General features: G+C 63.5%; 13 protein-coding genes. 9 read left to right on the top strand and 4 right to left on the bottom strand.

What is annotated here, in order from left to right; translation table 11 throughout:
- Positions 1-66: 66 nt before the first annotated feature.
- Entirely contained in the window at positions 67-570 is a 504-nt protein-coding gene (locus P0M04_RS03460) for a hypothetical protein (protein ID WP_259448745.1), read from the top strand.
- Positions 571-573: 3 nt separating this feature from the next.
- Here P0M04_RS03460 and P0M04_RS03455 read toward each other — a convergent pair whose 3' ends face one another.
- Positions 574-810: a hypothetical protein gene (locus P0M04_RS03455; RefSeq protein WP_259448746.1), complete on the bottom strand. Its 237-nt coding sequence runs from the start codon at positions 808-810 to the stop codon at positions 574-576.
- 194 nt (positions 811-1004) lie between these two features.
- Here P0M04_RS03455 and P0M04_RS03450 point away from each other — a divergent pair, with 194 nt between their 5' ends.
- On the top strand, positions 1005-1424 hold the full coding sequence (locus tag P0M04_RS03450) for a hypothetical protein (protein ID WP_259448747.1): 420 nt from the start codon (positions 1005-1007) through the stop codon (positions 1422-1424).
- A 76-nt stretch (positions 1425-1500) separates the two neighbouring features.
- A complete protein-coding gene (locus tag P0M04_RS03445; RefSeq protein WP_259448748.1) occupies positions 1501-3216 on the top strand; it encodes a methyl-accepting chemotaxis protein in 1716 nt (571 codons plus the stop codon).
- An 8-nt stretch (positions 3217-3224) separates the two neighbouring features.
- Here the strand turns inward: P0M04_RS03445 and P0M04_RS03440 are convergent, their stop codons facing one another.
- Both P0M04_RS03440 and P0M04_RS03435 read right to left on the bottom strand, forming a co-directional pair.
- On the bottom strand, positions 3225-4214 hold the full coding sequence (locus P0M04_RS03440) for an SLAC1 anion channel family protein (protein WP_259448749.1): 990 nt from the start codon (positions 4212-4214) through the stop codon (positions 3225-3227).
- Between the two features lie 20 nt (positions 4215-4234).
- Entirely contained in the window at positions 4235-4471 is a 237-nt protein-coding gene (locus tag P0M04_RS03435) for a DUF2783 domain-containing protein (protein ID WP_307734330.1), read from the bottom strand.
- Positions 4472-4573: 102 nt separating this feature from the next.
- Here P0M04_RS03435 and P0M04_RS03430 point away from each other — a divergent pair, with 102 nt between their 5' ends.
- Positions 4574-5479, top strand: coding sequence for a LysR family transcriptional regulator (locus P0M04_RS03430; RefSeq protein ID WP_259448750.1), 906 nt, complete (start codon positions 4574-4576; stop codon positions 5477-5479).
- Here the strand turns inward: P0M04_RS03430 and P0M04_RS03425 are convergent.
- Positions 5476-6426 (bottom strand): AAA family ATPase, encoded by a 951-nt coding sequence (locus P0M04_RS03425; protein WP_259448751.1) that lies wholly within the window; start codon positions 6424-6426, stop codon positions 5476-5478. The two genes, P0M04_RS03430 and P0M04_RS03425, sit on opposite strands and share 4 nt — an antisense overlap.
- Positions 6427-6903: 477 nt before the next feature.
- Here P0M04_RS03425 and mraZ point away from each other — a divergent pair, with 477 nt between their 5' ends.
- Genes mraZ through P0M04_RS03400 form a run of 5 tightly spaced genes read left to right on the top strand, consistent with a single transcriptional unit; the run spans position 6904 to position 11867 of the window.
- On the top strand, positions 6904-7332 hold the full coding sequence (gene mraZ, locus P0M04_RS03420; protein WP_036229930.1) for a division/cell wall cluster transcriptional repressor MraZ: 429 nt from the start codon (positions 6904-6906) through the stop codon (positions 7330-7332).
- An 8-nt stretch (positions 7333-7340) separates the two neighbouring features.
- Positions 7341-8300 (top strand): 16S rRNA (cytosine(1402)-N(4))-methyltransferase RsmH, encoded by a 960-nt coding sequence (gene rsmH / locus P0M04_RS03415; RefSeq protein ID WP_259448752.1) that lies wholly within the window; start codon positions 7341-7343, stop codon positions 8298-8300.
- Entirely contained in the window at positions 8297-8569 is a 273-nt protein-coding gene (gene ftsL, locus P0M04_RS03410) for a cell division protein FtsL (RefSeq protein ID WP_259448753.1), read from the top strand. The genes rsmH and ftsL overlap by 4 nt, the downstream gene beginning before the upstream one ends.
- Positions 8566-10335 (top strand): peptidoglycan D,D-transpeptidase FtsI family protein, encoded by a 1770-nt coding sequence (locus P0M04_RS03405; RefSeq protein WP_259448754.1) that lies wholly within the window; start codon positions 8566-8568, stop codon positions 10333-10335. Before ftsL ends, P0M04_RS03405 begins: the two co-directional genes overlap by 4 nt.
- Positions 10335-11867: a UDP-N-acetylmuramoyl-L-alanyl-D-glutamate--2,6-diaminopimelate ligase gene (locus P0M04_RS03400; protein ID WP_259448755.1), complete on the top strand. Its 1533-nt coding sequence runs from the start codon at positions 10335-10337 to the stop codon at positions 11865-11867. Before P0M04_RS03405 ends, P0M04_RS03400 begins: the two co-directional genes overlap by 1 nt.
- Position 11868: the final 1 nt, after the last annotated feature.

Raw genomic sequence — 11868 nt, 5'->3', positions numbered from 1 at the left:
CGCGTTGGCGCGGTTCGGGCACAATCCGTTCGACATCGTTATCGAATCGTTAAGGGCGGAGGCGTCTTGAAATTCCTGAAGGTCTTCTTTTCGACCGCGCACGCACTGCTCGGGCTCCTGTTCGTGTTCGTGTCCGTGCTGATCACGGTGCTGGCCGTGCAGACCGGCTGGAAAGCGGTCGGCGCCGAGGTCGGGGAGAGCGCCGAGATGGCCATCGAAGCGATCGGCCTGCTGGCCATCGCCGTCGTCTCGCTGCAGATCGCGCAGACCATCACCGAGGAAGAAGTCGTGCGCGACGCCCACATCAGCGCACCCACGCGCGTGCGCCGCTACCTGTCGCGCTTCATGGTCGTCGTCGTGGTCGCGCTGTCGATCGAAGGGCTGGTCGGCACCTTCAAGGCCCTGCACGAGGAACCGGAACTGCTGCCGCACGCGGCGTCGGTCCTGGTCGCGGCGGGCCTGCTGATGGCCGGCTGGGGCGTGTTCATCCGCATGAACAAGTCGGCGGAAGTGCTCGAGCCGGAAGCGATGGAAGCCGCCAAGAGCGAGGATGCGAAGGTGGACGAGTAGGTTCTAGCGATCGCGCAGGCGTGCGAGGTTCTCGATCATCCTGGCGTGCAGCGTCGCGGCCCGTAAAACCGAAGCGAATCGCATCGCCGAGGACGGCGTCGCGCGCAATGCGAAGCGCCCCCTGGACAGTTGCATGACCAGGCGGTGCGGCGTCTCGGCCGGATTCGGCACGACGTCGAGCGCCGACGCGAGACGCCAGCCTTTGCGGCCTTGCCCATGGACGATCGCGTGGTTGCGCACATGCTTGTCGTCGTTGCCGCAAACGGGTTTCTTATGGAAATACCCTCATAAATAACGCTTTATGGCTTATAAAGCCTTATCTATGATGGGATGCACACTGTTCTACAGTGCAATTCGTTCCAATGTGAAATTGTGAGAGCTTTTCGTTCACTTTCATCGATATACTGCCCGGTAATATTTCTTACCTTTCTTTTATGTTTGATGGGCAAATCACCCTTCCCGACCATGCCGATTTCGACTGCCTGCTGAACCAGGTATTGGCTTGGTGGCCGGAGGAACTGGCGGGCGATGCCGGCGACGATGTCGGGGCGCGGCAATCGTCGGTCGCCCGCCTTTACGAAACGAGCATCGCGCCGCGGGCGATCCAGTCGACCAGCATGTTGCTGGTACAGCTCGACTGGATCCTGTTCGGGATCGTCATGGATTTGTCGCGCAAGGTGTCGCGGGTGCGCGTCCGGGATATCCGGCCGCAACTCATCAAGGATAAATTCCACGCATTGCTGACCCACAGCGCATTGCCGCAACTGCTCGGCGAAAAACAGTGGGATGGTTCGTTCGAGCGCGATGAACTCGTGAATTACCTGCGCGTCGAGGAAATGGGCGTCGTTTCCTGAGCGAATGGATAAGCGTCAAACAATGCTTTAGTGCAATCACGTAAGCTGCCCGCTGGTTCCGACGAATGGAGGCTGCATGAACATCAAACACTGGAAAATCGGTACGCGGCTGGGTGGCGCGTTTGCGCTGCTGCTCGCGTTGCTGGCGGCATGCATCTGGTTCGGCATCGCCAGCCTGCATCTGCTGAATGAAGGAACGTCGAAGATCGTCAACGAGGATTATCCGAAAACGGTCCTCGCCTACGAAAGCCTCGATGTCGTGAACCGCAATGCCCGCGCGATGCGCAATATGCTGTTGTGGGATAAACCCGAAGAAGTGGCGCGGGAACGGCAGACCGTGCTTCAGAACAGGCAGGAAAACACCGCCAATCTCGACAAGCTGGCGGCACTGATCAAATCCGACGAAGGCAAGATCAAGCTGAAAGCCGTGCAGGATGCGAGGGAGGTGTACCGCACGTCGCAGCAGGCCTTTCTCGACATGATGGATGCCGGTAAAAAACCGGAAGCCGCGACTTTTCTGTTGACCCAGGTGCGCAAGGACCAGCGCAGCTATTTCGACGCCGTGCGCGAATTGATCAAGCTGCAGGATGCGCGCGTGCTCGACAGCGGCCGTCGTGCCGAGGACACCTATCGCACGGCCAGCACCTGGCTGATGGGCCTGGCGGCACTGGCCCTCGCGCTGGGTGCGTCTGTCGCCATCTGGATCACGCGTTCGATCACGGGGCCGCTGCGGCAGGCGGTGGGCGTGGCGCGCACCGTGGCCACCGGCGACCTGAGCGCACGGATCGACGTCCATTCGGCGGACGAAACCGGCCAGCTGCTGCAAGCCCTGCGCGACATGAACGAAGCGCTGGTCAACATCGTCGGCGAAGTGCGCAGCGGCACCGAGACCATCGCGTCCGCATCGCAGCAGATCGCGTCCGGCAACGCCGACCTGTCCTCGCGCACCGAGGAGCAGGCATCGTCGCTGGAAGAGACGGCGTCGTCGATGGAAGAGCTGACGTCGACGGTGAAACAGAATGCGGACAATGCGCGCCAGGCCAACCAGTTCGCCGTGTCCGCATCGGAAGTGGCGGAGAAGGGCGGCGCGGTGATGGCGGAAGTGGTCGACACCATGGGCGCGATCAACGAATCCGCGCGCAAGATCGTCGACATCATCGCGGTCATCGACGGCATCGCCTTCCAGACCAATATCCTGGCGCTGAACGCAGCCGTCGAGGCGGCGCGCGCCGGCGAGCAGGGACGGGGTTTCGCGGTGGTGGCGTCGGAAGTGCGCAGCCTTGCGCAGCGCAGCGCGGCGGCCGCGAAGGAAATCAAGGCGCTGATCGACAACTCCGTCCAGAAGGCGGACGCCGGCAGCAGGCTGGTCGACCAGGCCGGAACGACGATGCGCGACGTGGTCGAGAGCATCCGCCGCGTGGCCGATATCATGGGCGAGATCAGCGCGGCCAGCCAGGAGCAGACCGACGGCATCGGGCAGGTGCAGCTTGCCATTTCGCAGATGGACCAGACCACGCAGCAGAATGCCGCGCTGGTCGAGGAAGCGGCCGCGGCGTCCGAGCAGCTGCGCGAGCAGGCGGCCAAGCTGTCGCAGACCGTTTCCGTGTTCAGGCTGGGCGGTGCACACGACCGGCCCGTGCCGGTGCCCGCCGTGCAGCCCAGGCAGGCCGCGCCGGCGATCGCGCCGCCGGTGCGGAAGAAACCTGTTGCGCCGGCCAAGACGTCGACAGAGCGGCCGCGCGCCAGGCATCTGGCCAGTGCCGGCGCGGACGAGGAGTGGGAAGAGTTCTGACTGGTCTTTCAACCGCCCAGCAGTTTGCCATTCATCAGAATGCGAAGCGTACGGACGAACAGCACGACAATGGTGATCGTCACGATGACCAGGAGCGCACCCGCCAGGACATCCAGGACGATCGTCTGTCGTGCCGCCGCGTATTTCAACGCCGCGTTCGACAGCGCAGCCATGGGGAAGCTGATGGCCCACCACCCGGTCGCGAACGCGATCGAACGCCGGAATATCCGGGTGGCCAGAATCGCGAAGAAGAACAGGCCGACATAGAACAGCAAGGCCGCGAATGCGTCGATGCGTTGTACGACGTTGACATAAGCGAGGAACCCGACCTCGAACGGTGCGATGAGGATCATCATCGACGGCATCATGCCGGATGCGAGTGGCGCCTGGTGGACGAGCCGGGAAAAGATCATCGTGAAAAATACGATGGCCACGACTCCACCGACGCTTGCGGCGAAGAGATTGATTTCATGTGCCCAGGCCATCGGCAAGGTCCCGCCCGCTACCGCAATATCGAGTGTGGCGACGCCGGAGATCAGCAAGGATGGCGTCGCGTGGTCGGCATCCATATTTCCCTTGAGAAGTCGAGTCAGACTGATAAAGCTCAGTGCGATTGTCGAGATCGTGCCTATCGTCCAAACGATCTCCTGTAGCAATTTGCTGTAGGTTGCCACCACGGTTGATAGCAGCAAAATGCCGATCGTAATCGTGCCAAAGAAATTGCCGGCGATTGGATGAGTGAATTCATCTTTCACGGCGGATGGATATTTTGCCCACTTTGCGCCATAGCCAAGCGCAAGCGCAATGAACACGACGATTGCCGTCAACCCGACGGCGTCGGCAATCATCGTCCCGGCGCCAAACACATTCGAAGCGACCCGCCAGGCCAGCGAAAGGCCTGCCAGGCCCATCACGGCGCCGAACAGATTGACGGGCAGGTGCTTGACCGAACCCCATGACGCGGTCAGCGCCGGCTGTTTGTCGATACTGGTTTCCATTCGGTTATCTCGGTAAGTGGTTAACCAGCGTTTTCCGGGGCCGGCCGTATCACGTCGAGCTTGACGCGGGCCAGCGCGAAGGCTTCCCGCAGCACCGACATATCGCCGATATGGTTTGCGAGCAGTAGTACGAGCTGGCTATCGAGAATTCGGCTCCGGGTCGGGTCGAGCCCGGCGTGGGAATCGTCCAGCATGCTGTAGAAAGCCTCGAAGTCGTCCAGGTTCTGATGTAGCCGCATCAGGGGCAGGGTGCTCACAAACTCTCCTTCAGGAATGATGAAATGAGAGTCTATGGAGTTGCAGCCATAAAGAGAATCCCATACTATTGAAAGTCATTCTTTCAATAATTGAGAGTATCGATGGATCGCCTCGAGGCCATGTCCATTCTGCTGGCCGTGGTCGATGCCGGTAGCCTGTCGGCCGCGGCACGCCGTCTCGGCATGCCGCTCCCTACGGTCAGCCGCAAGGTCGCGGAGCTGGAAGCGCATCTGCGCGCGCGCCTGCTGCACCGGACGACCCGGCAGCTATCGCTGACCGAAGCGGGCGCTGCCTACGTCGCGGCGTGCCGGCGCATCCTCGACGACGTCGGCGAAGCCGAGCGTATCGCGACCGGCGAGTACGGTGCACCCAAGGGAGAGCTCGCGGTAACTGCACCGATCGTTTTTGGACGGCTGCACATCGTCCCGGTGGTTGCGGAATTCCTCGCGCAGTATCCGGAGATCAGGATCAAGCTGCTGCTCACGGACCGCGTCGTTCACTTGATGGAAGAGCAGATCGATGTCGCGCTACGCATCGGCAAGCTTCCCGACAGTACCCTGATGGCGAGCCAGGTAGGCGCGGTCCGCACGGTCGTCTGCGCGAGCCCTGCCTATCTGGCGCAACGCGGCGTGCCGGCCGGGCCCGCGGCACTGACGGCGCACGATTGCATCGGTTTCGATGTGCTGGAATCGCGGCGCGCCTGGGTGTTCGGCGATGGCAGGTCGACAGTGTCGGTGCCGGTCATCCCGCGTCTGGAGGTCAACACGGCGGAGGCGGCGATCGCCGCGGCGACATTGGGCGTGGGATTGATACGGGTGCTGTCCTACCAGGTGGCGGAAGCCGTCGGCAACGGCGCGCTCGACGTCGTCCTGCAGGACGACGAGCCGGCGCCGTTGCCGGTCAGCCTGGTACACAAGGGGCAGACGCCGCTGCCGCGCAAGCTTCGGGTCTTCCTCGATTTCGCGGCGCCGCGCCTGCGCGCCCGTATCACGCCGGTGCCCGGCTAGAACCCGATCCGCCCCTTGCCCGGCGTGGGCTTGAGGCGGATATCGTCGGCTTTGACGTGCACCCTCCCGTCCGCCACCGCATAGCCAAGCCCATCCAGCAAGGTCTTGCGCAAGTCGCGCGGCGACACGCCCGCAAGCCTGTCCAGCACGACGTCGCCCAGCATCGGATCGAACGCCGCCAGGTTCAGCTCGCGCAACAGCCCGGCATACATGCGCTGGGCGATGCCGGCCGCCTGTTCCGGGGTCGGCGCCGGCACTTCGTAGACGGCCATCCGGTTCAGCAGCGGGTGCGGGATGCCTTCGGTGGAGTTCGCGGTGAGCACCCAGAAAATCTGCGAGGCGTCGATGTCGACGTCGATGAATTCGTCGCGGAACGCGCTGGCCGTTTCCGGTTCCAGTAATTGATAGAGCGCCGCGAGCGGGTCGGATTGCGAGGAGCCCGTCGCCTTTTCCACCTCGTCCAGCACGATCACCGGGTTTGCGAACTGGCCGCGCACGAGGCGTTCGGCCACCTTGCCGCACTTGGCGCCGCGCCAGCTGGCCGAACTGCCCGTGATGACGAAGCCGGCCGACAGGGCGTTCATGCTGATCAGCTCGTAGTCCGTCTGCATGACCTTCGCCAAGCGCTTGGCGAAATGGGTCTTTCCCACGCCCGGGCCGCCCAGCAGCAGGATCGGCATGACGTTGAACCCTTTATCGCCGGCATGGGCCAACCGCAGATAGCGCGCGAGGTCGTCCAGCACGTCGTCGAAATTGGGACATTCCTCGAACAGCGGATCGAGGGCGTCGATGGAAGAGGGGGTAGTGACGAAACGTTCGGCGCCGGTCTCGAGCATGCGTTCATAGAACGCTTCGAGCTCGGGCGAACGTCCGCGGCTACGGTCGAGCGCGCCCTGTACTTCATTGAGATCGTAGACGGCACGGCTGCGGGCCAACGTAATGCTCATGGCAAAACTCCTGCGCGATAGTACGGACTCACTTATACTACGAGGCTCCCCGAAACAACCGCCAAGCGAGCCGGAAACGGCCGGGTGATCGCCTCGCCTTCATTCTAACGCGCACGGGATCGAATCACGGTTCCTGTCGTGCTGAGCACGTTGCCATAAGGCAACCTACCGACAGTCAAGACTTGTCCTTTATCAAGGGTAAAACACATGTGTGCAGATGAGGTGGCACATGCATTGTTTTACCTAAGTGCCTAATTTTGCTCAACATTTTTACTTGAGGTTCCGTCAAGTAAGTTCGCTAAGTCATTGGTTTCATTGGCAATTTCGCCGTTTTCTAAACGTGAATTCGCTTGACCACAGACAACGCTTCCTCTAAAGTGGGAAACGGTGGCAAAAAGTGCAGTTTTGTGGGAGATCGGTGTATCTCCCGGCGCCTAAAAATAATCAGACTGATAACTCTCCAAAACTAGGTACAACGTGTTTCAGGGCGCGTCAGCGATCAATCTCGATGCCAAAGGACGGATGTCAATACCGGCCAAGCATCGCGACGCCTTGATGCAGCAATGTGAAGGCCGTATGACGCTCACGAAACACCCGCATGGTTGCCTGTTGTTCTTCCCGCGCCCGGTGTGGGAAGAGCATCGCGAACAGATCGCCGCCTGGCCGATGTCGGCGCGGGCGTGGCAACGCATTTTCCTGGGGAACGCCTGCGATGTCGAGATGGACGGCGCGGGTCGGGTGCTCATTTCGCCCGAGCTGCGCAATGCAGTTGGTTTGGAGAAGGAAGTGATGATGCTCGGGATGGGGACCCATTTCGAGATCTGGGACGCCGCCAAGCTGGCAGAAAACGAGGCCCAAGCCGTCGCGGGTGGCATGCCCGATGTCCTTTCCAATTTCTCCTTCTAAGGCGCCGCATGAATGTGACTCAGCCGGTGCCCGGTTTGCAGCATCGTACGGTGCTGTTGGATGAAGCAGTCGATGCACTCGCCCTCGAAGGCGATCGCACGGCAGGCATTTATATAGATGGCACGTTCGGCCGCGGCGGTCATAGCCGGCTGATCCTGTCGAAACTGGCGCCCGAGGGGCGCCTGATCGGTTTCGACAAGGATCTCCAGGCGATCGCGACGGCCGAACAGATGAACGATCCGCGCTTTTCGATCGTGCACGACAGCTTCGCGACGATGCGCGAAGCGCTGGCGGCGCGGGGCGTGCACCAGGTCGACGGCATCCTGCTGGACCTGGGCATCTCCTCGCCCCAGGTCGACGATGCGAGCCGCGGGTTCAGCTTCCGCAACGATGGTCCCCTGGACATGCGGATGGATACGACACGGGGTATTTCCGCCGCCGCCTGGCTGGCCGAAGTGCCGGAGAAACAACTGGAAAAGGTGATTCGGGATTATGGGGAAGAACGGTTTGCTTTTCAGATTGCAAAGGCGATTGTTGCTGGCCGGGCAATCGAACCAATTTCAAGCACACGACAGCTTGCCGCAATCGTGGCAAACGCGGTCAAAACCCGGGAGAAAGGCAAGGATCCGGCAACCCGCACCTTTCAGGCTATCCGGATTTTCATCAATCAAGAGCTTGAGGACCTTGAAGCAGGTCTGAACGCCGCCTTCGAACTGCTGGCGCCCGGCGGGCGCCTGTCCGTGATCAGCTTCCACTCGCTGGAAGACCGCATGGTCAAGCAGTTCCTGGCGTCGAAGGCCAAGGTCGAGCAACCGGACCGCCGGTTGCCGATCCGCGCCGTCGATTTGCCCAAGCCCTTGATGAAGTTGATCAGCAAGACGAAACCCTCCGGCGTGGAAGTCGACGCCAATCCGCGCGCCCGTTCGGCGGTGCTGCGCGTGGCCGAACGGCTGGGAGCGGACGCATGACGGGCAAGCTGAACGTCGTGCTGACCGTGCTCCTCGTCGGCTGCGCGCTGTCGGTCGTGAACGCGCGCTACCAGGCGCGCCACCTGTTCATCGACCAGGAAAAGCTGGTACAGCAGCAGCGCCAGCTCGAGATCGACTGGGCACAGCTCCAGCTCGACCAGTCCACCCTCGGCAAGAACGAACGCATCGAGCAGATCGCGCGCAAGCAGCTGGACATGGCACCGCTGTCTCCGGCGCGTACCCAATACCTGATGGAAGGTGGTAAATGAAGGCCGGCACGAACGGATCCCGCGTCGCCGCCGCCAAGGGCGTGGCGTTTTCCAAGAGCCCCGTGCTGGCCGTGCGGCTGCCGGACTGGCGCTCGCGCGTCGTCCTGTTCGTGCTGTTCGCCGCGTTCTTCGCGCTGGCCGGACGCGCGATGTGGCTGCAGGGCGTCTCCAACCGCTTCCTGCAGAAGCAGGGCGCGAGCCGCTACGAGCGCACGCTCGAACTGCCGGCCACGCGCGGCAAGATCTTCGACCGCAACGGCATCGTGCTCGCGTCGTCGCTGCCGGTGAAGGCCGTGTGGGCGATCCCCGAGGACGTGCTGGATTCGCCGCGTCCCAAGCTGCGCGAACTGGCGCAACTGCTCGACCTGCCCGAGGCCGACCTGCTGAAGAAGCTCGACTCGGACCGCACCTTCGTCTACCTGAAGCGCCAGGTGGAGATGGACGTCATCGCCAAGATCGAGAAGCTCGGCATCGACGGCATCGACACGCGCAAGGAATACAAGCGCTATTACCCGCAAGGCGAGGTGATGGCGCACATCGTCGGCTTCACGAACGTCGAGGACGTGGGACAGGAAGGCATCGAGCTCGCGCAGCAGAAGAACCTCGTGGGCCAGACGGGCAGCCGGCGCGTGATCAAGGACCGCCTGGGCCGCATCGTCGAGGACGTGGGCCTGTCGCGCGAGCCGCACGACGGCAAGGACATCACGCTGTCGGTCGATTCCAAGCTGCAGTACATCGCCTTCAACAGCATCAAGGAGGCCGTCGAGAAGTTCCACGCCAAGGCCGGCGCCGCCGTCGTGCTGGACGTGCACACGGGCGAGGTGCTGGCGCTGACCAACTGGCCGACGTACAACCCGAACGACCGCTCGCGCCTGACGGGCGAGCAGCTGCGCAACCGCGTCATCACCGACACGTTCGAGCCGGGTTCCACCCTGAAGCCGTTCACCGTCGCGCTGGCGCTGGACAAGGGCCTGATCAAGCCGACCACGCTGTTCGACACTGGCAACGGCCGTTACCAGACCGGCGGCCACACGATCCGCGATACCCACCCGCACGGCGTCATCGACGTCGGCACCATCATCCAGAAATCGTCCAACATCGGCACGACCAAGATCTCCGAGCTGCTGTCGGCCCAGGAGATGTGGGAGATGTTCACCAAGGTCGGCTTCGGCCAGGCACCGCGCTACGGTTTCCCGGGCGCCGCGGCCGGCCGCGTGCGTCCCTACAAATCGTGGCCGATCGTCGCCAAGGCCAACATGTCGTTCGGCCAGGGCATCTCGATGTCGCTGCTGCAGCTGGCGCATGCGTGGCTGATCTTCGCGCGCGACGGCGACGTCATTCCGCTGTCGTTCCAGAAGGTGACCGACAAGCCGGTCGGCCAGCAGATCATCTCGCCGAAGGCGGCCGCGCAGATGCGCACGATGGTGGAATCGGTGGTGAGCCCGCAGGGTACGGCATCGCAGGCGCAGGTGGCCGGTTACCGCGTCGGCGGCAAGACCGGTACGGCGCAGAAAGTCATCAACGGCCGCTATTCGCAGACGCACTACGTCGGCAACTTCGTCGGCATCGCGCCGATGTCGAACCCGCGTTTCGTCATCGCGGTGATGATCGACGATCCATCCGGACCGTTCCACACCGGCGGCGCGGTCGCGGCGCCGACGTTCGCGGCGCTGGCCGCGAATGCACTACGGGCCGCCAACGTGCCGCCCGACTCCACGGTCACCGACATCATCATTCCGGAACATCCGCTCGAGGAGAGTAATTGATGGCCGAGACGCCGAACATCATCGACTGGATGAAGGCCGCCGCACCAGGCGGCCGTCTCGTTTCCGACTCGCGCCGCGTGCGCAGCGGCGACGTGTTCTTCGCCTATCCGGGCGAGGCCGCCGACGGCCGCCGCTTCATCCGCTCCGCCATCGAGAACGGCGCCGCCGCCGTCGTGTACGACGACCGCGAATTCACCTGGGACGCCGCTTTGACGGTGCCCCATCTGGCTACGCAGGACCTGAAAAAGAACGCCGGCCCGATCGCGCACGCGTACTACGGCGCGCCCGATGCCGCCATGTTCACCGTCGGCGTCACGGGCACCAACGGCAAGACCTCGTGCGCGCTGTGGATCGCGCAGGCACTGGCCCATTTGAACGAGACCGCCGCCGTCATCGGCACCCTCGGCGTGGGCCTCGTGCGCGGCCGCGCGGAGCCGGAATTCGACGCGACCGGCTACACGACGCCGGACGCCGTGCTGCTCGCGACGGAACTCGCGAGGCTACGCGACGCGGGCGCGACGTCGCTCGCGATCGAGGTGTCGTCGATCGGCCTCGTCGAGCACCGCACGGCCGGCATGCACTTCGACGTGGCCGTGTTCACGAACCTCACGCGCGACCACCTCGACTACCACGGCGACATGGCGGCGTACGAAGCGGCGAAGCGCCAGCTGTTCGACTGGCCGGGCCTGAAAACGGCCGTCGTCAACCTGGACGACGAAGCGGGCGTGCGCATCGCGCGGCACCTGCGCAGCGAACGACCGGAAGTGGCCGTCCTCGGCTACACCTTGCGTGCGGTCCACGAGCAACCGGTGCTGGACGGCGTCGCCGTGCTGCGCGCATCGAACCTGCGCAGCCGTCCAAACGGCAGCGAATTCCACATCGAGTCGCCGTACGGCAGCGCGGTCGCGCGCACGCACATGGTCGGCCACTTCAACGCGAGCAACGTGCTGGCGGTGCTGGGCGCGCTGCTGGCGAAAGGCGTCGAACTGCGCGCCGCGCTCGACGCCGTCGAGGCGCTCGTCCCCGCGCCGGGCCGCATGCAGCAGCTCGGCGGCCACGACGCGCCGATGGTCGTGATCGACTACGCGCACACGCCGGACGCGCTGGAAAAGACGCTCGAAGCGCTGCGCCAGGTCGCGCAGGAGCGCGGCGGCCAGCTGTGGTGCGTGTTCGGCTGCGGCGGCGACCGCGATCCGGGCAAGCGTCCGCAAATGGGCCGCATCTCCCAGATGGCGGAGCACGTGCTCGTGACGAGCGACAACCCGCGCAGCGAGGAACCGCGCGCCATCATCGAGCAGATCGTGGCCGGCATGGACCCGCACCATCCGACGTCGACGCACCAGGCCATCGAGGACCGTGCCGCCGCGATCCTGTCGGCCGTGAAGCATGCCGCCAGGCCGGACGTGATCCTGCTGGCGGGGAAGGGCCATGAGCCTTACCAGGAAATCAAGGGCCGGAAGATTCCGTTTTCCGACGCCGACCACGCCGCGCTGGCGCTGACCGCGCGGCTCACCATGATGAGGACTGTCTGAT

It is taken from the genome of Telluria mixta, from assembly GCF_029223865.1.
Taxonomy (GTDB): domain Bacteria; phylum Pseudomonadota; class Gammaproteobacteria; order Burkholderiales; family Burkholderiaceae_D; genus Telluria; species Telluria mixta.
The sequence above is the reverse complement of the archived record's forward strand: the minus strand, read 5'-3'. Positions and strand labels throughout refer to the sequence as shown.